Origin of the sequence: Gluconobacter kanchanaburiensis NBRC 103587 (genome assembly GCF_007988905.1) — a bacterium.
GTDB lineage: Bacteria > Pseudomonadota > Alphaproteobacteria > Acetobacterales > Acetobacteraceae > Gluconobacter > Gluconobacter kanchanaburiensis.
Genome location: NZ_BJVA01000003.1, coordinates 193,028 through 215,082 on the forward strand (window position 1 = coordinate 193,028; position 22,055 = coordinate 215,082).

The following is a 22,055-nucleotide window of genomic DNA, read 5'->3' on the forward strand; positions in this document are numbered from 1 at the left end:
TGGAATCGGGATCAAAGGGACCGCGTCCCTTTGCGGGGTTCCGGGGCAGCGCCCCGGCATAGTCAGTCTTACGGACGCGGAGCGTAAATCGCGCTCAGACGATCCGGCGTACCTGCGATGCGCTCCAGATGCGGGTAACGCAGACCGTCGTGATAGGGGATGGAGACCGTGGTGACATGGTCGCCGGACTTCACGATCAGACGGATATCCTGCTTCGGGTCCTTCTGCGCGTCCGTGACGGCATGAAGCAGACGCTGGGGCGTGAAGCTCATGTCGTTGACGGCCACGATCGTCATGCCGGGAACGACACCTGCCTTGAAGGCCGGGCTCATCCAGTGCTCACGTCCCACACGTCCGGCACCGTTCACAGTCAGTCCCAGAGAAAAGGACAGGTCGGTGGCGTGCCGTGCTGCTTCGCTGGCCTTGACGAAAGACGTCGGCTTGGACGTGTAGACCAGCTTGTAGCCACCATTGGTCAGACCGTTCAGCGGTGCATGCGGCTGGATCGTGTCGAGGCGCTCATGCAGGAACTTGGCCCAGTCATAGGGCTGAACGCTGTTGAGTGTGGCGACCACATCGTCGAACTGATAGGGGCTGACGACGAAGCTGCCGCTGTTCGTACCAAAAAAGGCCTTGGCGAAATCATCCAGCGACTTGTGGTCGTTGGACAGCTTGCGGATCAGCGCGTCCGCATCCAGCCAGACGAGCTGCCCCTCGACGTAATAATCTTCTGAACGCTGCCAGTCGCGCCATGACAGCGGCGCACGCTGGGCGATAACCGGATCGTTCGTCGTGTCTTCCAGCGGACGCCACTGACGGCCCGTCTGGTTGTCATAGGACGCCGCCATATAGGCTAGCGCCTCGAGGCCCTGATCCTTCGTCACCAGACCCGAACGTGCGGCCAGAACATTGCCCCAGTACTGCGTCTGCCCCTCATAGACCCACAGCATGGACCCGCGCTGCGCCGTGTTGAAGTTCGGCGCCCACAGATCGGCCGGGCGGCGATACTTGCCGTTCCAGGAATGAGTGTATTCGTGGGCCAGCAGATCACGCTCGGGGAATGTCTTGTCCCATTCCGTGAAATAACCCGGAGCCGCGCTGTTTTCGCTGGACTGGTGATGCTCGAGCCCGATGCTGCCAAGTTCTTCCGTCAGAGCCAGCAGGAAGTCGTAATGGTCATAGTGATGCGACCCGAACAGTGATGTCGCCTGACGCACGAGGTTCTGATGCGCAGCAATCTGCTGCGGCGTGGCGTCCAGTGAATCCGGATCATCAGCCACAACGTCCAGAGAGACTGGAACATGGTCCGGCCCGGTCAGATCGAACTTGCGGAAATAGCGCCCGGCATAGATCGGGGAGTCGACGAGCGTGTTGTAGGTCGTGGCGTTGAAATGCGTCTCGTCACCATAGGTTCCGGCCCGCAGCGCGGAACCAATCTGCCAGCCATGCGGCACGCGGACGGACGGCTGGACCGTGATGCCACGCGTAAAATAGCCAGCCGGGTAGAGGGAGACCTGATCCCACTGCACATTGACGATGGACGGCGTCATGACCATCCGTCCCTGACCTGGCGCAATAGGAGTCAGAAGCTGGAAATGCAGATCCAGCGTCGGCGTGCTGGTGGAAACAGGAATGTGGAAGGCCGCCACATTGACGGTGTCACGCTTCCACTCCAGCGTCCGACCGCCGCTCTGCACACGCAGGCTGGCGAGCTGCTCGAGTACGCCGGTCGGGGAATGATCGCCCGGGATCCACATGGGGTATAGAAGGATCATCTCACCCTTCTGTTGCGCCTCTTTTGGCACCGGCACCGTCTCGTGAATGGACATCACATGATGGACGGTATCCGTCGCATCGACCGAAACCGTCAGATTACCGGGAAACGGCCGGTCCTGCGGTTCGGGAATGGGGGCTGGCATGGGCAGCGGCATGGGCTGGGACTGCGCAAGTGCGGGAGAAACCAGACCGCTGAAAGCCGTCAGGGCAGCCAGAAGGCGCAGAGGAGGCATGAACAGATTCCATGAACAGAATAAAATCCTTTCACGCCTAACGGGCTTGATCCCTATTAACAAGAGGTTGCGGTAAAGATGGACGATCCTGAAACGTTTTCGAGGAAAAGCCGCGTCTCAGGATGCGAGTTTTCCAAAGAACTGGATCTGATCGAAATGCAGATAGGTCTGTCGGCCCGGGATCGTAATCCGGAGAAAACGTGCCTGGATGCCATCCTGATCAACCCATATGAAAGGAAAGCCGTCAGCCCCGCCGTAGAGAACGCCATCGTTCTTGCGCATGATCTGGAACCATTTCTGGGCATTCACCGAACCATGCAGCACAAAATTGGCAACGCGCTCCGGAACACCGTCCAGCCTGTTGAAGAGACGCATTTCATGAACGCGGCAGAGACTGCCCAGATCGACTGTCCACCAGGGATCGTTTTCAAGCGCGGTGTGGTTCTGGGATTTGCCGCAGATATTGCCTGACAGCACACGGGCCGCATCTTCCTCGACTGTTCCGGCGTGGGCCGTGGAGATCTGGGTGGCGCTTTTGTGCTGTGAAATATTGTCCCAACGGCAGCGCGGGAAAATACTGAAATCCCAAGCTGCTTCTCTCTGTCTCGTCCAGTAATCGTGAAGATAGAAGTCTGAAACCTGATTTGTCATTTCGTGATACGCGGTGCGCTGGTCTTGGGAATAGGTGCCCCAGACTTTCTCGCTGCCATAATCACCCTGTGTTCCACGCTGAACCCGCAGATCGAAATCGGCATCTGACTTCATGGTGAAATGTGCGACATAAGCTACGGAAAGCATTTTCTGCCTCCGGTCGTCACTATTCAGGATTTTCCACGGAGTATCAGGAAAGTTCTCATAATATTGTCCCATGTCCTCACCGAGAACATTAATCATGTTCAGGTTGGGATCGAGGCTGTTGTATTCGTGCATGATGGGAGAGCTGGATATTCGGTAAATTTCTTGATAGGGTATTTTTTTGCTACGAATTAGGACTTTTGTATAAGGCGTGACGCCGTTTTCACGTTTGGTATAGTTCGTAAGGACATGGCCGTCAGGGCGTTTCTGGTGCCCATTATTGCCGTAGCAGCACCAGTTGAAGTGCACACCGTCAACATCACTGGCTACATTCTGCATGAAGGCGGGTAGAAAATTTCCCGGTTTGATGCAGAGAAATTCATCAATATCCAGAAGCATCATCCACTCGGTTTCCGTGGAGAAGTTTCTCAGGAAATGGAAATACATCTGATACTGCTGGCCGGGAATGGGATAGTGACGGAATGTCACGAATGGATCATTTCCCAAAGTGTAAGGACGGATACGATCATAAATCGTGTCCGGACAATCATCGTTCGAATAGAGGTAGACATGGTCGAAGCCGATGGAGCGATGATAGTCGATCCACTCACAAATATATTTTTCTTCCCACCGTGCGCATGCCACAAGAGAGAATTTATATTTAGGCGCAGGCCGTATTCCCCTATTGCCTGCCGCAGCGAGCGGCTCGGTTGCATAACTTGCGATGGCATCGCTGTATTTCACAAATAACTCCACATTTAATAATATTTGTTAAAATAAATTATTTGTTTTCGGCGCGTTCTTTTCTCCAGGACAGGCAGAGATTTTGCCAGGCCTGCTTGGTATCCGGATCAACGCGATTGTCCGCGAGTATGCTGTGAAGGCTTTCTTCAACAAAAGTCACCGATGCCGTGCTGTATCGAAATGCGATGTTCTGCATGGCGTCCATAACGCCCGGAAGACTGGCCAACCGCCGGATTTCAGCCCTTACCTTCTCCGTCAGGCGGGCAGACTGCGACGTTCCCCGCACATCAAAGGTTTGCGTAAAGAGGTTGAAAATAGCGGGGCTATTGTACCTGAAATGTTTGTTTTTCACGACGCCATGACCATCATTTTCCCCACGGGAAAATTTCCAGACATATTCCTCAAAGGAGCGAAGATGATAATGGCAGACAGAGGCCCACTGTGTGGGTTTTTGACTGAAGTTAAGATCGTCGGTGAACGTGTTGCTTTTCGAATAATAGTTTCCGTCAACAGTGGCATATTCCCTGCTGGTATAAGAACATTCCGGGTGATGGGCGTATGAATAATTGAACAGACCTGTCCTGAAGATCGATTTTACCAGAGGATGTTTTTCACCTTCTATAAAACGTTCCGCAGAGAGCTCGTTTTTCCAGGTAAGGTGACCATTGGGATAATAAACGCGCCAGCTCAGGGAGAAACAGTCGACCCCTTGTGCATCTCGTGCCGCAATAACGGGCGCAATACTGTTGTCGACATTTTCAGAAGGTAGAATTGCTTCGTCAATATCCACGACAGCACACCAGCGGTAATCAAGAATTTCCGGTAATGTGGTCAAGGCATGGTTATAAGCCTTGAACTGCATATTGATTCCCGGTGTATGGTTCCCGGTATTATTGATCCATGTGATTTCGTTGTTTTCGGACAAAGCCTTGAGGATCAGGTCTGATCCATCCGTATTGTCATTTGTATAAATAAAGAAGTCTTTTATGCCTATAACTCTATGGTGTGCGATCCATTCCAGCAGGTAGATGCCCTCGTCACGTGCCGTGGCGAGAAGGGCGATGTCTTTTCTGCTTCTGATGGCTTCACGCACAACGCCGAGTAGAACCGCACCCCAGTAAATACCATTGCCCCGGTCCCGGATGTGACCATATCCCAGAAAATCGAACTCGCCTGATACATTTCTGAAGGAACGACTGGTTCTACGAATATTCCAGTGTGACAGCTCCAGAAGAGCTCTGTGTATCCAGTGTTTGTAAGGGATATGATTAATGATTTCTGAAATATTAAAATAATTATCATCAGGAAGGTTGAGAAAAGCATCTGTGACAATTTTTGAGAACTGTTTTCTCTGATCTGCATTCAGCGTGTGGCAGAACAGATTCAGAAGCTCGGCTCTCATATTCTGATGAGATTTGCTGATGGCGTGGAGTGATTGTTCAGGAGTATTTCTGGTTGAGAAAACTGAACAGATTTCGGTAAACAGACGGGAAGTTTTATCACTTACCAAGACATGGCTGGGATACAGGGAAAAGACTTCCCACTCCTGGCTTTCGTCCCTGTTGAAGGCGACATTTCCAAAAGGATCGGCGGAAAAAAATTTTTTTCCGTCAAGCGAGATCAGCGATACTGTGTCGTCATTATGGAAGCCGGTTGAGAAGAGAAAAAACCTGTCTCTGAAAACGCTGTTTTCCTCCGGACGGGTCTGCTCGACATCCTCGTCGAGATGAACCGGAGCAATCAGGAAAAAGCCAGGATCTTCCGGAAAAGGAACAAGGACGACATCAATATATGAAGGCTGTTTCTCAAGAGAATGTTTTAAAATCCGTTCTTCCGAGCAGAAAAATAGACTGGTTCCATGAAATGTTTTCAGATGGAACAGTTCCATTCCATTATTCTCCTCTGTAATCCCGCTCATAAGATCACCATTTACGGAGGCCTTCAAGGGGATTGCCATAGGAGCTGTTCTGGCAGGAATCTCTAGATCCGTGCGGCCTGAAGTGGGATGATTTCGATATCCCATCCCGTTTGCTTATTAGGGGTCAGGGCAAGAGGGACAGCATTCGGGAGGCGCACATCGACAGGGAGTTGCATGGCGGAGCGCAATCCTCTGAATAGTGCACCGTGAGCAACGATCAGGGGTGTTTCGGGGCTGTTCAGGATAGTATTGACAGCCCGGGCGGCTCTTGCAGTCAGTGCGTGAAAACTTTCTGCATCCTGCGGTACAAAACCCTCTTCGATCCAGGGTTTGTACCAGTCTCCCATCAGTGTGCCTTCCTGAACTCCGAAACAGACTTCCCGCAGCTCATCGTTCACCTCCAGAGGCACACGAAGGGCACAGGCTTCTTCGATCATTGCCTGGACCGTCTTTGCTGTCGTCAGCGCACGTGTCAGGGGTGAAGACAGGATACGGCTGAAAGGCTTTTGTCCGCTTCGAAAAAGGTCAGCCAGCGCCTTGCCTGCGAGGACGGCCTGCTGTTCGCCCGTCGCGTTAAGGGGAATATCCGTACTTCCCTGCGCCAGTCCCTGACGATTCCAATCGGTTTCGCCGTGCCGGAGGTACCAGTAGGGTCTGGAAATGAGTTGGGACATGATGGGTCCGTTCAGAAAGGCCAGACCAGGAAACCGTCCGTGAAAATCAGTCGAACAAAGAAGAGACTGAACTTTCATCGGCGACGGCGCTCATGGCCCGGGCCAGCAGGTTGGCTGTCGTGATCTGGCGGATATTCGGGGTCTCGAGGAGCTCCTCGGTCGCCGGAATACTGTCCGTCAGCGTCAGCATGTTGAGTGGACTGTCTTTCACGCGCTGGCAGGCATTGCCAGTCAGAACGCCGTGAGTGACATAGGCCTCCACGCCCTCCGCCCCACGGGCCATGAGGGCGTTGGCGGCATTGCACAGCGATCCGCCACTGTCGACGATGTCGTCCACCAGCACGCAGTAGCGGCCGGCGACGTCACCGATGACGTTCATGACCTCGGAAACACCAGCGCGTTCACGACGTTTGTCGATAATGGCCAGGTCCACATTCAGACGCTGTGCAAGCTGGCGGGCACGCACCACGCCACCCACATCGGGGGAGACGATAATGAGTTCACGGTCCGGCAGGCGTGTCTTGAGGTCACGCACGAACAGGGGGGCGGCGTAAAGGTTGTCTGTGGGGATGTCGAAAAACCCCTGGATCTGCATGGCGTGCAGATCCATCGTCAGGATGCGGTTGGCGCCGGCTTCAGTCAGCAGGTTCGCCACAAGCTTTGCACTGATCGGTGTGCGCGGGCCGGATTTGCGATCCTGCCGGGCGTAGCCGAAATAGGGCATGACGGCCGTGACGCGACGTGCAGATCCGCGGCGCAGCGCATCCAGCATGACCAGAAGTTCCATCAGATGGTCGTTCGTCGGCATGCAGGTGCTCTGCACGACGAAAACGTCCTCACCGCGGACATTCTCCTGAATTTCAACGAAAACCTCGCCATCGGCAAAGCGCTTCACAACGGTTTTGCACAGTGGCATCCGAAGTTCATGGGCGACCGCGCGGGCCAGCGGCAGGTTACTGTTGCAGGCTACGATCTTCATGAAAAACGGCCTCGTCCGGTGTCCGACAGGGAATTTGGTGGCCTTCTAACAGTGCTTCGCCCCCCTGTCATCCATCCTGTCTTATTCTTTATGCGTATCAGTCTCGCAGTCAGCGGATGGCTGAGCCGTCAGAATTGCCACGCCAGACCGGCATGTAGTTTCAGACCATTGCTCAGAGCGCTGGATGTGGACGAATAGGAAAATGTGCTTTCCCAATCATTGCCGTAGCCAGAGTCCCGGTTACGACCGTAGGAAATATAGGAATAGTCTCCTCCGGCCGTCAGATGCAGGCGCCGGGTCATCCGGTAATCCATGCCAAGACCCCCCTCCCACAGGGGACGGGGTTGGTGGGTGTATGAAATTCCGGAATTGAGGACTTCCGCCCATCCGAAGCGTCCACGCAGCACAAGACGGGAGGACAAGGCATAATCTGCCTTCAGGCCAGCACCCGCGAAATAGCGGCCGGAACCGTAACCAAAATCGCCGTCACCACCGCTCGTTATGTAGCCCCCCTGAATGAAGGGCGTCAGAAGGAATGTGTCGGAGAGCAGAAGGAAGCCCTTGCCGATTTCTCCGCGGTTATCCGTGCCGTTGGAAGTGTCGTTTCCGCCCGCTGAATATTCATACGAACCGGAAGTGCTGGAATATCCTCGGTGGCGGGACTTGTAGTTCCTCTGTCCGTCTTCGAGCGAGAAACGCAATGCACCATAAAGGTTCTCAATCCCGAACGCATTGAACATGGCTGAGGCATCCACCTGAAAGCCAGGAGTCCAGCCGATGGTCCGGTAGCGTGAGGAACTTGCGGTCGCTTCTGTAAAAGCATAACGGCCGAAACCGCCACTTTCCGCCGTGCGGGAATTGAAGCCTTCAACGCTGTTGCGAAACGTACCTGTCATCGAAAGGCCGATTTCACGGTTTACGGCAATGACAGGAGCCGGGTCCGCAAGGGCGGGGACAAGCGGCGCGATGCCTGCACAGAGACCCAGACTGGACAGCAACAGGCGGAATGAAAGACGCATCGAAAACTCCGGACGAAAAGACCGGAGTTATGTAACGAAGTGTACGGGTAAAAGATACACTGTGTTACATCTTTGGATCATGCTGCTTTTTGTGGAGTGTTTTTGCTGTCGGACCTGTTGTCTGGAAGCGGAGTATGTCCGCGGCCTGAGAAATTGGTGACAATCGTCCGCACCCCCTGAGCCGCCTCCTCGGCAGCCATATCCGCCGTATCTCCCCACGCCCCGTCGAGGGAATGGGGGGCAATATCGTGCAACTGTGTCGCGGCGCCAGCCTCTTTGCCGTCGGGTGTGAGGACATGCCAGACGATCTCGATGTGATCGACCGGATGACCGGTATTGCCTTCGGCGCCACGCTTCAGATCGACCGTTCCCCGGACAATGAAATCGGCGCCCTTGTCGGTTGTGGTCACGGTATTGGTCTTGTCGGGAAAGGCGGAATAAAAGGCCCGCGCCAGAGACACGTTGCCGTCTCCAGGGGCGCCGCTGACTCCCTTGAAGCAGATTTTTGCCGGTCGGTTCATGAGACTGTGCGGGTCCTGTTGCATCATGCTGGCCTGAATGCCCGTCAGAAGACTCGCCAGTTTTGGCGCTTCCTGAACAGCAGCTCCCTGAAGGGCAAGCCTGTCTCCTGCGCTCCATCCGGCCATATCCACAGCCGGACCGTCCGCCTCCGCCCGGACTTTGCCTTCCGGCGTCATGACGACGTAATGGGGAACAACCGCCCCATCACGGGTGGTGGCGCTCATTTTCAGCCACCAGTCTCCCTTTTTGCGCGGCTGCGCGATGGCAGGGACAGACTGTCCGACCATGGCCTGCGCCATGTCGTGCGCCCAGACCGCAGCCGCGTCATCCGTCAGCAGGGAGTCAGTGGGGGTCGGTACCGCCAGCCGGGCCGGGGGAAGATTGGCGGCTGTCAGATATCTGGCCTGCTGTCCGGGATCGGCGAAGGGGCGGGAAAGACTGAAACATCCGCCTAGCACAAGGGGGAAGCAGAGAGGCAGCAGGACAGGACAAAAGCGGCGCATCGGTGTTCCGGCAAGAGGACAGTGACCTGATGGACTGTATGGGATTGCGGCTCCGATGTCGAAGCCGCAGTCAGTCTTAGCGGCGGATCAGGATGTAGTTGATCGTTACGTCGATATCGAAATGGTCGCCTTTCATGTCCGGTGGCACCGGCGGAAGATGCGCGCCCTGGAACATGCCCGTCGTTGCTGCATCAAGCGAATACGACCCCGACTGACTGACCAGCCGGACCGACTTTACATGCCCCGAACGGTCCAGCACGACATGTACGGAGGACGGTCCGTCTTCGCCAGCCCGTGCCGCTTCTTCGGGATAGTACATATGCGACCTGATCCAGCGGTCGATTTCTCCGCCGTAATCCTCGCTGACGCCCTTGACGCTTGTCCGCGTCTGGTAGGGCGCATTGATCGCCCCGTTCATGCTGAGCGGCCCCAGTGACATGTCGATCGGACCACCCGAACCGGACGCACGCCCCCGATGGCGCCGGTAAGGCGAAGGCTGCTCGCCAAAAGACAGATCCATCGGATGCGCGAACGGGTTGTTCCGATCGGAGCGGACGGAATGCTGGGACCGGCGCGCCTGGGGGGATGTCTGATGGCTGCGCTGGCTCGGCGCGGCTCCCGGTGTCACGGGTGCGGGGCTGGGAGCCGTCTTGGGCAGTTCGGCCGAGGGCTCTTCAGGCACGTCAGGCGCAGAAGGTGTCTCCGGGGTGGGAACGGCAGGTGTCGGCGTGGCCTGTTCTTTTTCCGGCTGCTGCTGGTTTTCCTGCGTTTCCTGAGGGCTCTGGGCGGAGGGAGGGGGAGGTGCGCCTCCTTCCTCATGTGCCCGGGGGCCGCGCATGCTGCTTTTCGACGGCGGAGCATCGAAAACCATTTCGACCTGAGGCTGTTCCTGCCCGGCAGGCGTGCCATGCATGCCGTGATGCTGCATCAGCAGAAGCGCGAGGAGTGCGATATGAAGCCCGGCCGAGAAGATGAACGGGACGGTCGGCCCGTCCTCAACGACGGTCTCCGGCCGCATCATGGGCGTCAGGACCGGACGCACCGGAACCGATGCAGGGACATAATCCCTGAGTCTCGTGCGTGTTCCCGTCGGCAGATGGGGCGGATGCGGGGATACAGTTTTCACCCGTGGGGCGAAGAGCTGGGGCTCGCGTTTCTGCGGTTTCCCTGAGGTGGAAGCGATTGTTCCGCTCATATGCGGGACTGCCTGTCCGGAATAATCCCGGCCGGAATGATTCCGTCTGGGACGATGCCGGCGAGCAGAGTGCGGTCAGTAAAGGGAAGGTGGCGTCGCGTCATCGCCAGACCTTTTGCACCAGGGCGGTCGGGGTTGTCATCCGGCAGGCTGGTTATCCGGGGCTGGGGGTGGGCGTTTTGTCAGCGTATCATGACAGTAATGAGCCCCCCACGAAAGATGCAAAGAGTCATGCAAACCTTAACTTCCCGAAAGACGCGTTTCCGATGACGGATTCCCTGACCGTTCTTGGCGCCGATCCAGATCTCGCCGCTGTCATCGCCCGCATCGGCCCATGCACCCTGCGCGGAGACGATGGGCAGGAGCCCTATGACGCTCTTCTCAGAGCCATTGCCGGACAACAGCTTCACGGAGCCGCGGCCCGCAGGATTTTCGGGCGTCTGTGTCTGCTGGGAGAACAGGAAGACCCGGACGGTCCGCCTCCGTCTCCCGGTCGGCTTCTTGAACTGTCCGAAGAAACCCTGCGTGCCTGCGGACTGTCCGGAAACAAACTCCTTGCCATGCGTGGCGTCGCACAGGCGCGTCTGGACGGAAAGATTCCCAGCCGATCAGAGGCGCAAAGCATGACAGATGAGGACCTTATCGCACAGCTCGTGACCCTGAGGGGCGTTGGACGCTGGAGCGTCGAAATGCTGCTGATGTTTACGCTCAACCGTCCCGATATAATGCCGGTGGACGATTTTGGCGTCCGCGAAGGATGGCGCAGGATCCGCAGGCTGGAGCTGGCTCCGCGCCCGAAGGTCCTGAAAGAAGAGACTGCCCGTTTTTCTCCCTACCGCTCCACGCTGGCATGGTACTGCTGGCGTGTGGCGGAGGAAGGAAAGAAACAGGCTCCAAATCCCCTGACGGCCTGACATTCCGCTTCCCGGACTCAGGATGGCTCCATGATTACAGGCGGAGAGAGCATGAACTGGCGGGTGTCTTCAGGCGAAAGTGGGCGTGACAGAAGGTAGCCCTGCACTTCCGTGCAGCCCAGACGCTTGAGATAGGAAAGCTGTTCCTGGCTCTCCACACCTTCGGCAGTTACGGCAACCCCTAGGTCGATGGACAGGTCCACAACAGCCCGGACAATTGAAGCTGCGCGGGATTCGCGCAGCATGTCCCGCACAAACAGGCCATCCAGCTTGATTTTCGAAAACGGGAAAAACCGCAGATATCCGAGAGACGAAAAGCCCTTACCGAAATCGTCCAGAGCAATGGAAATACCTGCGTTCTGAAGTCGATTCAGTAGCGTGAATGTAGCGGCATCTGGCTCCATGAAGATGTTTTCCGTCATCTCGATCTGGAGGCAGCGGGCGGGAAAGCCCGTTTTTTCGAGAATGCGGAACGTATCTGTCAGGAACGCCGGAGCTTCAAGCTGACCGACCGACACATTGATGGACAGAACCAGTCCCGGCTCCCATTCATGCGCAAACTGACAGGCCCTTTCCATGACATAGACACCGAGCCGGTGGATCAGTCCGGCTTCCTCGGCCAACTGGATGATCCGTTCGGGGGGGACGCGCCCATATTCGGGGTGCGACCACCGGATTAATGCCTCAAATCCGCAGAGCTTCTGGCTCTGGATATTGAAAAAGGGCTGGTACATGATCCCCAGCTTCCCTTCTTCCAGTGCTTCGGGAAGGGCGCGGATCAGGTCCCTGTTCCGCTTTGCAACGGTACGCAGTTCCGGATTGTAGAAGCGATGCGTGTGACCCCCAAGACTCTTGGCTTCGTAAAGCGCCAGATCGCTGGCTTCCAGAAGGCTGCCAACACGCTCTGACCCTCCGACCGAAAGCACAAGGCCGACACTGAGGCCAACGGCGCATCGGACGCCCTCTCCCACGCGGATGGGAACATTCGTCAGTGCATTGATCAGCCCGGTCGCCGTAGCGGCCGCCTGGGTGGGCGTCGTCTGACGCTCGAGAAGCATGAATTCGTCGCCGCCAAATCGATAGAGTCGGTGCCGGTCACTGAGCGTACGGCTCAGAACGACCGTAACTTTTCGCAGCATCTCGTCGCCGGAAGAATGACCGTATCGGTCATTGATCTGTTTGAAGCCGTCCAGATCAAGGTTAAGCAGCGCAAAGGCCTCCCCCGTCCGCTCTGCCTCGATCAGATAGGTTTCCATATCGTCGAGGAACGCACCCCGGTTGGGCAGGCCGGTAAGAAGATCATGTCTGGCGCGGAAGGAGGCGCTTTCCTGCGCCCAGTGGGTCTGGGTGACGTCCGTCCCGACGCCACGATATCCAATGAAAATCCGCTCCCGAAAGATGGGGCGCCCGCTCAGGGACCAGAAACGCTTCTGGCCGTGCAATGTCCCCGAGACCACGATGTCCCGAAAGAAGATCCGGTTGTCGAAACACTGTTTCAGACGCCCGAGCCCTGTCCGTTCGTCGCCATCGAATGCTGCAGATCCTGCAAGATCGGAAAGAATGTCGGAAAAGCCACGGTTCTCCAGCCACTCCCGACTATAACCGAAAGCCGCTGCCAGACTGGCCGAAACATTACGCAGTGTTCCCGCCGCGCAGGTCTCCCAGAGCCAGTCGCCGGTATCGTCGTCGGCATTGCGCAACAGCAGCTGGACGATGCTGTTGCGCTGCTCAAGGGAATACCGGCTGACGAGAAACGCCGTAAACAGGGTGCGGACCGCCATCGTCAGGGATAGGACGAAGAACAGATAGATCGTCAGTTCGATGGCGATATAAAAATAGAAGAGGCTGTGATCGATCGTCCAAGCGCTGAAAAGCGCTCCGCAGCAGGAAAGGACCAACATGAAGGCGATAACTTCGCCAAGGCCGACCAATGGAATGAGTGTGATGGTCGTTGCAGTCAGCCCGACCATGATCCCAGCCACCAGAACTCGGTCATTGGCATCCCCGTGCGGAAAGACGACAGGTGGCAGCGTTACCCAGCACAGGGCAAAGGCAATGTTGATGCTTTTGAGAAGCCAGGACTGTCGGGTATCGACCAGTTTTTCCGCTGGGATCGCATAAAAGCAGAGATTGTAGATGACGAGCAGAAACAGGACTGAACTGCACAGGATTATGCCATAAGCGGGATAGTTCCGCATCAGGCAGAGTCCCGCGATAGGGGCACAACTGACCTGGGGGACGAAATGGAAAAAATTCAGGCCGCGGAGCACGCGGCATCGCGACAGCCGGATTTCCTCCTCGGCGCCAGCCGGTATTTCCGTCCGGAAAGCAAAGAGCCGGTTGAGCCGCAGCCGTCTCGCAAAGCCGGACATGACGGTCATTGGGCTGTGTCGGCCGCAGGGGTGGTTGCAGAGGTGATCGAGGGGGCGACCGCAGGATCCGATGAGACAGGCAGGGGCATCATGAACCTTCCCAATAGAGGAGGAGGGTGCCACGATGACAGGGATTTATGAAGTTTTTCTTTGCGCTGGACGAATCTGTTGCGGGCAATATCTCCGTGCGTCGATCATGACCCCTTGCGCACGGAGATAGCCGATAAAAGTTTAAGGTTTCGTCAATGCGCCATTTCATCTGTCGTGGCGTAAATTTCGATACCTGCTTTCTCAAACATCTCAATGCATTCGCGCATGTTGGTCGTCAGGGCCGCACGCGTGATTTCCGGATCGTTTGACGGATAATAGGCCCGCGCCAGATCCTCGTCGATCTCCAGATGGGAAGGACCGTGATGTTCATGTTCGTCATGAGCCAGCCCCCAGGTCCAGTGCTTCTTTGCAAACAGGTTCGTGAATTTCGGTGCGTGGCAGAGATAGGCCGCCAGTTCCTCGGCGATGTATTCCACCGCTGCCAGCCAGGAGAAGAAAATCACCGGATCTTCGCTGTCGGCATTGGCAATCAGCTTCTGTACTGTCGGGAGTGTCTCGTAATGGGTTCCGAACAGGTCGAGGCCGAATTCCCGGGCTCCGTCGGCCCACAGAATGGCGTGCGAGCCTTCCTCTTCCTTCATTTCCCGGACAGCTTCGCGGGCCTCGGAGAAGAATGCCTTGATCCGTGTCTGTCCGAAGCGCTGAACAAGTGGTTTGATCGGCAGATGGCCCACGCGCACGTCAATAGCGCGCTCGAAAGCCTGAATAAAAGGCCACCATCCAATCATCATGGCCCGAATAGTTTCCTCGTCGCCCTGGGCTGCACCCCGCGCCAGTGCGGAAGAATAGATTTTCTCCCGTGTAAAGACACGCATTTCGGCACGATTTACCAAAGGCTCGGAGAACAGTAGAGCGTACATCCGCCTAATCCTGATGAAGTTTATTGCATTCGCCGGTCTGGCAGGGATGTTTTAGTCGTTAATTTTTCGAAAAAGTAATATTTTTACTTTAATTTTAATTGAGTTTTATTAAATTATTAAAAAATTAATATATTATATTTTTATATGTTGCTTAATCGTAACTATTTAAGTGATGTGGATGGCTGCCTGTAAGGTTTGGTCCGTTTGTGTAACGTCTATAGTCAGTCCGACTGGTGGAGAAATGCCATCATTTCCCTCAGAAAGGGTCGGGGCTGTTCGGCATGGAGCCAGTGTCCGGCCTCAGGCAGGGAATGGATCAGGGCCTGCGGGAAAAGATCCCGGATCAGATCATGATGTTCGGGTCGAACATACGGCGATGCTCCCCCCCTCAGAAAGAGGACAGGTCCTTCATAAGGAGCGATCTGAAGATCGGGCCAGCCTTCGATTTCATGAATATCGCGGGCGATGTCATCAAAACCGATACTCCATCCCGGAGAATCGCCAAGCCGGATGTTTTGGAGCAGGAGTTCCGCGACGGCTCTGCTCCCGGCAACCGGCTCCAGAAGATCCAGTCCTTCGCGACGTTGTAGGGCAGAGGGAAACGAAAGCGCTCCGAGCCGGTCCAGCATGGCACCATGCCCATGACCGGTCCTGGCAGGAGCAATGTCTGCGACCAGAAGCCTGCTGACCCGTTCGGGTGCAGCAAGAGCGAGCATCATCCCGACTTTTCCACCCATCGAGTGCCCCACCACTGCAAAACGATCGATCTCCAGATGGTTCAGCGTTTCCAGAACATCCTGCGCCATGAGGGCGTAGCTGACCGGACCGTGCGGACTGTCACCGTGATTGCGAAGGTCGAGGGCGATGGTCCGGAAATCGGCGGCTGCCCCGCGCTGAAGGAAACCGAGATTCCGCGCCCGCCCGAACAGACCATGAAGAAACACGACAGTCTCCGGACCTTCGCCGCGTTCGATGACATGTAGTTTCATCAAAGATCCTTTCGTGACCGCTCTTGCCAGACCATGTGTTGACCGTGACATCTGTTGATCGTCGGCGCACTTGCCGTCAAACAGGATCACACCTGCCGCCCGGGAGATCTCTTGTCCACCAGCCCCGCCCTGCCCCCTGGCTCTGCTCATAGTTTGCCGGATGCTCCTTCTTCTGGCTCGAATCCGGGTAGAGAAGCTTACAGGGGCTACGGCAGTGACCCCGGCAAGGCCCACGCATTACGGCACCGGATGAACCGTTTTCAGGCCCGCCTGTTTCCTCACGCTCCACCGAATCTACGAAATCTTGTCCGTGGCAACGAGATCTGGCTGAGCGTACTGGCAGGATTCGTGGGGCTGGTGTCCGGTCTGTGCGTTTTTGTCATGACTCATCTGACCTTTCTGATGCACCGACTGCTGTTTGGTGTCTCGGGTCTGTCCGGTGGACATCTCTCGGGACTGACTGTCCTGCCGCCTGTGCGGACGGTTGCCGTTCTGACGGGAGGCGGTCTGATGATCGGCCTGTTCGGTGTCGCGATCTCGAAAATCATGCCACGCAGTCCCGTTGACCCCATCGAAGCGAATGCGCTGCATGGCGGGCGTATGTCTGTACGGGATAGTCTGGTCATCGTCTGTCAGACCGTTCTGTCCAACGGCGTTGGCGGCTCCATCGGGCTGGAAGCCGGTTTCACCCAGATCGCCGCGGCTTTTGGGTCCCGGATCGGGCGCTCCTTCCGGGTTCGTCGGGAGGATCTGCGCGTGCTGGTCGGGGCCGGAGCCGGGGCCGCGATCGGAGCCGCATTTGACGCCCCTGTTGCGGGAGCGTTTTACGCCTTTGAACTGGTGATCGGGTCGTATTCGCTGGGCAGTCTCTCCCCAGTCGCGGTCGCTGCTCTTTCAGGTGTGAGTGTGACCCGGTTTCTAGGCAGCGTTCCGCCCGGAATCATCATCCCTTCGCCGGGAAACCTGTCATGGGAAGGAACCGCAGGGGCGGTCCTCATCAGCGTTCTGACCGCCCTGACCGCCATCGGTCTGATGTTCTGCGTCACCCAGACGGAGTCGCTTTTCCGGCGTCTGCCTGGCCCTGTCTGGCTGCGACCCGCCGTGGGCGGCCTGATCGTAGGCGGACTTGCCACACTGCATCCCTCCGTCCTGTCCGCAGGGCACGAGGCGATGCGGGCGGTTTTTGCGGGCAATGTCACGGCCCGGGCAGCCGTGATCCTGCTTCTGCTCAAAGCTCTGGCCTCCTGTCTGTGCATCGGCTCGGGCTTTCGCGGAGGGCTGTTTTTCGCATCCCTTTATCTCGGTTCTCTGGCGGGCATGATCTACGGCACCCTGCTTGATCCGCTCGGGGTCGCACCGGATTCCGGGACAGCCTGCGCCCTGGTCGGAATGAGTGCCATGGCTGTGGCCGTTATAGGCAGTCCGATGACGATGATCTGCCTGATGCTGGAACTGACCGGCAGCGTGTCGATGACCGGGGCCACGCTGGTGGCCGCCGTTCTATCGCTCCTGACCGTTCGTCGCCTCTTCGGCTACAGCTTCGCGACCTGGAGGTTTCACCTGCGTGGTGAATCGATCCGCTCGGCTGTCGATATCGGCTGGATGCGGTCTCTCAATGTCCGGCGCATGATGCGCGGGCAGGTCCGCACGCTGCCGGCTGAAACGCCAGTCAACCGCGCGCAGGCCCTGTTTCCGCTCGGCTCCGCACAGCGGATCGTCCTGCTGGACGGAACAGGTCGGTATGATGGCATCGTCCATCTGGCGGAGCTGCACGCCGTGCCCTCATCGCAGACACCCATCGGCACGATGGCCCTGTTCCGCAACGCCATGCTGACACCGCTCATGAACATCCGCGAGGCGATCGAACTGTTCGAGAAAGCCGAGGCCGACGCCCTGGTAGTGGTCGAGGACCCGCAGTCCCGACAGGTGATCGGAACCCTGACCGAACAGCATGCTTTACGACGCTACGCCGAAGAACTGGAACGCAGTCGTAGAAATCTCGCGGGCGAGGAAAGCCTGCCCACCTGATCCGGTTCCGGCCTTACCCTCTTGGCAGTAGGCTGTTCCCGTTTCAACATGCGGCCCCATAGATGCCCGTTTCGGGTGCCCCAACCGGAGATTTTCCCTATGACTGCGACCCCAGATTCCCGCCTTGCCGCCCTCGACATCACGCTGCCGGTCGCAGCCGCTCCGGTTGCGAATTACGTCACGACCGTCCGGACGGGAAACCTGCTCGTCGTGTCCGGACAGCTCCCTCTGGTGGACGGCAAGCTGCTCATCACCGGCAAGCTCGGTGACGAAGTTTCGGCCCATGCTGGTGTGGCCTGTGCCCGCGCCTGCCTCATCAATGTTCTGGCACAGGCCAAGGCCGCGCTCGACGGCGATCTTTCCCGCATCACGCGCGTTGTGCGTCTGGGCGGCTTCATCGCCTGCACACCGGAATTCACCGATCATGCTACTGTCATGAACGGCGCTTCAGATCTGGCTGTCGAAGTGTTCGGCGATGCCGGACGTCATGCGCGCTCCACCATCGGCGTGCCGAGCCTGCCCGTGAATGCACCGGTCGAGGTCGAGGCCCTGTTCGAAATCGCCTGATACCCTGGATGGGAGAAACCGAATGGGAGAAGCGGAGAACCTACCGTCCTCCGACTGGAGCCTGAGCCTTCACGCCTCGATCCATGAGATCGGGGCGGAGGCCTGGGATGCCTGTGCGGGAGTGGACAATCCGTTCGTCTCTTTCGGTTTCCTGTCCGCTCTTGAAGATAGCGGTTCCGTCGCGGACCGCTCCGGTTGGCTGGTTCGTCATGCCGCCTTGCGCGCGCCGGACGGCACGATCGCGGCTCTCGCCCCACTTTACGGAAAAGCCCATTCCTGGGGCGAGTATGTCTTCGATCAGAGCTGGGCCCGTGCCTATGAGGCGGCGGGCGGCCGCTACTATCCCAAATTCGTCTGCGCCGTTCCGTTCTCGCCAGTTCCAGGACCGAGGCTGCTGCTGCGCCCCGATCTACCTGATGCACAGGGTGTGGCGCAGGCCCTTGCCGCCGCGCTCATTCAGGCCACGGCCCAGCTTGGCCTGTCCTCCCTGCATGCCAATTTCTGCGATGCGGCTTCGCTCGAGGCCTTCACCGGGGCCGGCTATCTGCCACGCACAGGCCTTCAGTATCACTGGCAGAATAACGGCTACACGACGTTCGACGATTTCCTGTCCGCCCTGTCTTCCCGCAAACGCAAATCCATCCGCAAGGAACGCAGCGCCGCCCAGTCCTGCGGTCTGACCTTCAGCACGCTCCGAGGAAATGACATCACGACAGAGGACTGGAAAGCATTCTATCGCTTCTACCAGTCCACGATCGACCGCAAATGGGGCAGTGCCTATCTGACTGAACGCTTCTTCTCCATGCTGTCCGAACGGCTCGGCAACCGTGTGGTCCTGATGATGGCCCACCATGACGGAAAAGCCGTTGCCGGTGCTCTGAACCTTATGGGGGCGGATGCGCTGTTCGGTCGCAACTGGGGTTGCGAGGGAGACTGGCCCTTCCTGCATTTCGAGCTGTGTTATTATCGTGCAATCGAGTTTGCCATCGAGAACCGTCTCGCCCGCGTTGAGGCCGGCGCGCAGGGCGAACACAAGATCCAGCGCGGCTATCTGCCAACGTTTACCCGTTCCGCCCATGCCATTCTCGATCCAGGCCTGCGGCAGGCCGTGGCCGCTTTCGTGGAAGAAGAGCGCGCTGCCATGGAGGCGGAAGCGGCGGAACTGCTGGCTCTTTCACCATATCGTCACGGCGAGTCGGGGTAACCCTGTTCGTTTAACGATTAGGAAAGCATTGCGGCGTTAGGTTGAGCTCCGAAATCGGGATTGACCGGAGCCTGTAAAGCCCATGGAGAACAGTACCTATATCGCGCTTTCGCGCATGGATGCCCAGCAGCGTGCCATGTCGGTGGTTGCGGCCAACATGTCGAACGCTTCAACCGTGGGCTACAAACGCGAGAGTGTTCTCTTCAGCGACTTTCTGTCCCACCAGCACGGTTCGAAACAGACACAGGGCGCGGACACGGAAGCCTATACGCAGGATCGCGCCACATATCGCGATTTCCAGCAGGGCGACATGCAGTCGACCGGCAACCCCCTTGATCTGGCGCTGGGCGGCGAGGGATATTTTCAGGTCCGTACCACCAATGGCGTCCGTCTGACCCGCGCCGGCCGTTTCGAGGAACAGCAGGACGGCGCGGTGGTGGATGAAAACGGCAATGCGCTTCTCGATCGTGATGGCCAGCCGATCGAAATTCCCCAGACCGATCACCGGATCACCGTTTCCGCAGATGGCGTGATTACGACCGAAACCGGCGAGCAGGGACAGATCGGTATCGTGACCGCGCAGGACAACAACAAACTCCAGGCCGAAGGTGGCAGGCTTCTGCGAACCGATCAGCCCACCACGGCTGTCGAGCGGCCCAACATCGTGCAGGGCATGGTGGAGGGCAGTAACGTCCAGATGATGACAGAAGTCACGCAGATGATGGAAATCCAGCGGAACTTCGACTTCATGGCACAGTTCGTCGACGCCGAAGCCACGCGCCAGAAAAACGCCATCGATAAGATCGTTCAGGTCTCGGCCTGATTGCTGATCCTGACGGGACAAGGATAATTTTTCATGCGCGCACTCGACATCGCCGGAACGGGCATGCAGGCCCAGCAGACCAACGTCGAAACCATTTCCAACAATATCGCGAACATGAGTACGACGGGCTACAAGCGCTCGCGTGCGGAATTTCAGGATCTGATCTACCAGAACATCCGTCGCGTGGGCGCCAGTTCGTCCGATACGGGCACGACCATTCCCGCCGGTGCACAGGTCGGTCTCGGCGTGAAGACGGCTGCAATCTATCGCATCAACGATCAGGGCAGTCTTGAGCAGACGAGCAACTCCCTCGATCTTGCCGTACAGGGAAGGGGTTATTTCCAGGTCCAGCTCCCCTCAGGGCAGCTTGCCTATACCCGCGACGGCACGTTTTCGATGGATAATAACGGTTCCCTCGTCACGGCGGATGGTTATCTCATCAGCCCGACCATTACGATTCCCAACAATGCCCAGAGTATTTCCATCGATCAGTCGGGACAGGTCAGCGTTCAGATCGCCGGGCAGAATAATACAACCCTCGTCGGACAGCTTCAGCTCGGGATCTTTACCAACGAAAACGGCCTCGCCGCGATGGGACAGAACCTGTTTACCCAGACCACGGCGTCTGGTGATGCCATGATGGGAAATCCCGAAGCCGTTGGTTACGGCAGCATCATGCAGGGGTACGTCGAGAACTCAAACGTCAATGTCGTGACGGAAATCACCGATCTCATCACGGCCCAGCGCGCCTACGAGATGAACAGCAAAGTCATTACGGCTTCTGACGACATGATGAAAACCGTAACCAATCTGGGTGGTGCCTGAGCATGATCCGTGTCCTGCGGACAGGCGGTATTCTCTTGCTGGCAGGATGGAGTGTCTTGTCGTCCGTATCGGCCGCAACCCTGCGGACGAACGTCAATGTCGATCATCCGCACGTGCGTCTTTCCGACCTCTTCGCCGATTTGGGCAAAGGACAGGATACGGAAATCGGCGACGCACCTGCGCTGGGTGCAAGTTATATCGTAGGCGGTCCCCAACTGACGGCCATTGCCGCGCAGTTCGGTGTAGACTGGCCTGACGCGTCGCCGCTGGTGTCCGCCGTTGTCACGCATGCAGCGCGTACGATTACGGTGGATGATGTCATTCCGGTCGTGCGTCAGAGTCTCGAACTTCCTTCGGAAGCCCGTGTGGAAGTAGCGCTGACAGGCTTCAAGCCTGTAGCCGTGCCTGTTGCGGACAAGAGCGCTCCGGTTGTTTTGCATATCGACCATCCGCCTCACGGCAGCGAGCATTTCACTGCCCGGCTTGAAGTGCCTTCCGCAAATGGCGGACAGGGAACCGCCTTCAATGTGAGCGGTACGGCGACTATGGAAGTCCGTGCGGTGACCCTGCGTCATACCATGCGACTGGGGCAGCCCATTCTTCCTGAAGACGTCGCTATGACGTTCGTGCGCGTGGGACTGGTACCGGATGATGCTCTTCAGTCGCCTGAGGATGCCGTGGGACTGGAAGTCCGTGGCGTGCTTGCGGCAGGACAGGTTCTGAGTGTCTCCCAGCTTGCACATCCCCAGCTTGTGCATCGCGGCTCACCCGTCGTCGCTACATTTTCCGGGCCAAGCCTCCATCTGACCGTCTCCGGTACGGTTTTGGAAGCTGGAGGGAAGGGAGATACTGTGCATGTCTACAATGCCAGCAGTCACATGGTCCTGACCGGGCGGGTGATGGACCGGACGGAAGTCGAAGTCATTCCCGGTATCATGCCGCTCTCCGCAGATACACGGGCGCGTCAGCAGACCACGGCTCTGCCATCCCTCTAACGGCGGGTG

At 57.5% G+C, this 22,055-nt stretch carries 18 protein-coding genes; 7 read left to right on the top strand and 11 right to left on the bottom strand.

Features of this window, described 5'->3' with window-relative positions:
* Nucleotides 1-68: 68 nt before the first annotated feature.
* The 8 genes from GKA01_RS03995 to GKA01_RS04030 form a co-directional block, all read right to left on the bottom strand.
* The gene (locus GKA01_RS03995; protein ID WP_146859425.1) at nt 69-2,009 is read right to left on the bottom strand and encodes a M61 family metallopeptidase; all 1,941 of its coding nucleotides are present in this window, start codon (nt 2,007-2,009) and stop codon (nt 69-71) included.
* A gap of 117 nt (nt 2,010-2,126) precedes the next feature.
* Nucleotides 2,127-3,548, bottom strand: coding sequence for a glycosyltransferase family 2 protein (locus tag GKA01_RS04000; protein ID WP_146859427.1), 1,422 nt, complete (start codon nt 3,546-3,548; stop codon nt 2,127-2,129).
* Between the two features lie 37 nt (nt 3,549-3,585).
* The gene (locus GKA01_RS04005; RefSeq protein ID WP_167506313.1) at nt 3,586-5,466 is read right to left on the bottom strand and encodes a glycosyltransferase family 2 protein; all 1,881 of its coding nucleotides are present in this window, start codon (nt 5,464-5,466) and stop codon (nt 3,586-3,588) included.
* A 62-nt stretch (nt 5,467-5,528) separates the two neighbouring features.
* Entirely contained in the window at nt 5,529-6,140 is a 612-nt protein-coding gene (locus GKA01_RS04010; RefSeq protein ID WP_146859431.1) for a histidine phosphatase family protein, read from the bottom strand.
* Between the two features lie 46 nt (nt 6,141-6,186).
* Nucleotides 6,187-7,119, bottom strand: a complete 933-nt coding sequence (locus GKA01_RS04015) for a ribose-phosphate pyrophosphokinase (protein ID WP_146859433.1) — start codon at nt 7,117-7,119, stop codon at nt 6,187-6,189.
* 128 nt (nt 7,120-7,247) lie between these two features.
* Complete coding sequence (locus tag GKA01_RS04020; protein ID WP_146859435.1) at nt 7,248-8,138, bottom strand: hypothetical protein; 891 nt, start codon at nt 8,136-8,138, stop codon at nt 7,248-7,250.
* Nucleotides 8,139-8,215: 77 nt separating this feature from the next.
* Nucleotides 8,216-9,163 (bottom strand): hypothetical protein, encoded by a 948-nt coding sequence (locus GKA01_RS04025; RefSeq protein WP_146859437.1) that lies wholly within the window; start codon nt 9,161-9,163, stop codon nt 8,216-8,218.
* A 76-nt stretch (nt 9,164-9,239) separates the two neighbouring features.
* Nucleotides 9,240-10,358, bottom strand: a complete 1,119-nt coding sequence (locus GKA01_RS04030) for an energy transducer TonB (protein WP_146859439.1) — start codon at nt 10,356-10,358, stop codon at nt 9,240-9,242.
* Nucleotides 10,359-10,624: 266 nt separating this feature from the next.
* Here GKA01_RS04030 and GKA01_RS04035 point away from each other — a divergent pair, with 266 nt between their 5' ends.
* On the top strand, nt 10,625-11,272 hold the full coding sequence (locus tag GKA01_RS04035; RefSeq protein ID WP_146859441.1) for a DNA-3-methyladenine glycosylase family protein: 648 nt from the start codon (nt 10,625-10,627) through the stop codon (nt 11,270-11,272).
* A gap of 17 nt (nt 11,273-11,289) precedes the next feature.
* On the opposite strand, the gene GKA01_RS04040 is transcribed toward GKA01_RS04035, so the two are convergent.
* The 3 genes from GKA01_RS04040 to GKA01_RS04050 all read right to left on the bottom strand — a co-directional run bounded on the left by GKA01_RS04040 (nt 11,290) and on the right by GKA01_RS04050 (nt 15,604).
* Nucleotides 11,290-13,470 carry a putative bifunctional diguanylate cyclase/phosphodiesterase gene (locus GKA01_RS04040; protein ID WP_228119891.1) on the bottom strand — a complete coding sequence of 727 codons (2,181 nt, stop codon included), beginning with the start codon at nt 13,468-13,470 and terminating at the stop codon, nt 11,290-11,292.
* Between the two features lie 416 nt (nt 13,471-13,886).
* Nucleotides 13,887-14,615 carry a hypothetical protein gene (locus GKA01_RS04045; protein ID WP_146859445.1) on the bottom strand — a complete coding sequence of 243 codons (729 nt, stop codon included), beginning with the start codon at nt 14,613-14,615 and terminating at the stop codon, nt 13,887-13,889.
* A 221-nt stretch (nt 14,616-14,836) separates the two neighbouring features.
* Nucleotides 14,837-15,604, bottom strand: a complete 768-nt coding sequence (locus GKA01_RS04050) for an alpha/beta fold hydrolase (protein ID WP_146859447.1) — start codon at nt 15,602-15,604, stop codon at nt 14,837-14,839.
* Nucleotides 15,605-15,853: 249 nt separating this feature from the next.
* On the opposite strand from GKA01_RS04050, the gene GKA01_RS04055 reads away from it, so the two are divergent.
* The 6 genes from GKA01_RS04055 (at nt 15,854) to flgA (ending at nt 22,046) form a co-directional block, all read left to right on the top strand.
* Complete coding sequence (locus GKA01_RS04055; protein ID WP_146859619.1) at nt 15,854-17,632, top strand: chloride channel protein; 1,779 nt, start codon at nt 15,854-15,856, stop codon at nt 17,630-17,632.
* A gap of 99 nt (nt 17,633-17,731) precedes the next feature.
* Complete coding sequence (locus GKA01_RS04060) at nt 17,732-18,199, top strand: RidA family protein (RefSeq protein ID WP_146859449.1); 468 nt, start codon at nt 17,732-17,734, stop codon at nt 18,197-18,199.
* A 22-nt stretch (nt 18,200-18,221) separates the two neighbouring features.
* A complete protein-coding gene (locus GKA01_RS04065) occupies nt 18,222-19,403 on the top strand; it encodes a GNAT family N-acetyltransferase (protein ID WP_146859451.1) in 1,182 nt (393 codons plus the stop codon).
* Between the two features lie 82 nt (nt 19,404-19,485).
* Nucleotides 19,486-20,226 carry a flagellar basal-body rod protein FlgF gene (gene flgF / locus GKA01_RS04070; RefSeq protein WP_146859453.1) on the top strand — a complete coding sequence of 247 codons (741 nt, stop codon included), beginning with the start codon at nt 19,486-19,488 and terminating at the stop codon, nt 20,224-20,226.
* 33 nt (nt 20,227-20,259) lie between these two features.
* Entirely contained in the window at nt 20,260-21,051 is a 792-nt protein-coding gene (flgG, locus tag GKA01_RS04075; RefSeq protein WP_146859455.1) for a flagellar basal-body rod protein FlgG, read from the top strand.
* 2 nt (nt 21,052-21,053) lie between these two features.
* Complete coding sequence (gene flgA, locus GKA01_RS04080; RefSeq protein WP_146859457.1) at nt 21,054-22,046, top strand: flagellar basal body P-ring formation chaperone FlgA; 993 nt, start codon at nt 21,054-21,056, stop codon at nt 22,044-22,046.
* The last annotated feature ends 9 nt before the right edge of the window (nt 22,047-22,055 follow it).

What these genes read in the sequence shown, in the direction of transcription:
- GKA01_RS04025 (WP_146859437.1), bottom strand. Translation starts at nt 9,163, where the DNA reads ATGCGCCGCTTTTGTCCTGTCCTGCTGCCTCTCTGCTTCCCCCTTGTG.
- GKA01_RS04035 (WP_146859441.1), top strand. Translation starts at nt 10,625, where the DNA reads ATGACGGATTCCCTGACCGTTCTTGGCGCCGATCCAGATCTCGCCGCT.
- GKA01_RS04015 (WP_146859433.1), bottom strand. Translation starts at nt 7,119, where the DNA reads ATGAAGATCGTAGCCTGCAACAGTAACCTGCCGCTGGCCCGCGCGGTC.
- GKA01_RS04010 (WP_146859431.1), bottom strand. Translation starts at nt 6,140, where the DNA reads ATGTCCCAACTCATTTCCAGACCCTACTGGTACCTCCGGCACGGCGAA.
- GKA01_RS04005 (WP_167506313.1), bottom strand. Translation starts at nt 5,466, where the DNA reads ATGAGCGGGATTACAGAGGAGAATAATGGAATGGAACTGTTCCATCTG.
- GKA01_RS04065 (WP_146859451.1), top strand. Translation starts at nt 18,222, where the DNA reads ATGGGAGAAGCGGAGAACCTACCGTCCTCCGACTGGAGCCTGAGCCTT.
- flgF (WP_146859453.1), top strand. Translation starts at nt 19,486, where the DNA reads ATGGAGAACAGTACCTATATCGCGCTTTCGCGCATGGATGCCCAGCAG.
- GKA01_RS04040 (WP_228119891.1), bottom strand. Translation starts at nt 13,470, where the DNA reads ATGCGGAACTATCCCGCTTATGGCATAATCCTGTGCAGTTCAGTCCTG.
- GKA01_RS04030 (WP_146859439.1), bottom strand. Translation starts at nt 10,358, where the DNA reads ATGAGCGGAACAATCGCTTCCACCTCAGGGAAACCGCAGAAACGCGAG.
- GKA01_RS04050 (WP_146859447.1), bottom strand. Translation starts at nt 15,604, where the DNA reads ATGAAACTACATGTCATCGAACGCGGCGAAGGTCCGGAGACTGTCGTG.
- flgG (WP_146859455.1), top strand. Translation starts at nt 20,260, where the DNA reads ATGCGCGCACTCGACATCGCCGGAACGGGCATGCAGGCCCAGCAGACC.
- flgA (WP_146859457.1), top strand. Translation starts at nt 21,054, where the DNA reads ATGATCCGTGTCCTGCGGACAGGCGGTATTCTCTTGCTGGCAGGATGG.
- GKA01_RS04055 (WP_146859619.1), top strand. Translation starts at nt 15,854, where the DNA reads ATGAACCGTTTTCAGGCCCGCCTGTTTCCTCACGCTCCACCGAATCTA.
- GKA01_RS03995 (WP_146859425.1), bottom strand. Translation starts at nt 2,009, where the DNA reads ATGCCTCCTCTGCGCCTTCTGGCTGCCCTGACGGCTTTCAGCGGTCTG.
- GKA01_RS04060 (WP_146859449.1), top strand. Translation starts at nt 17,732, where the DNA reads ATGACTGCGACCCCAGATTCCCGCCTTGCCGCCCTCGACATCACGCTG.
- GKA01_RS04020 (WP_146859435.1), bottom strand. Translation starts at nt 8,138, where the DNA reads ATGCGTCTTTCATTCCGCCTGTTGCTGTCCAGTCTGGGTCTCTGTGCA.
- GKA01_RS04045 (WP_146859445.1), bottom strand. Translation starts at nt 14,615, where the DNA reads ATGTACGCTCTACTGTTCTCCGAGCCTTTGGTAAATCGTGCCGAAATG.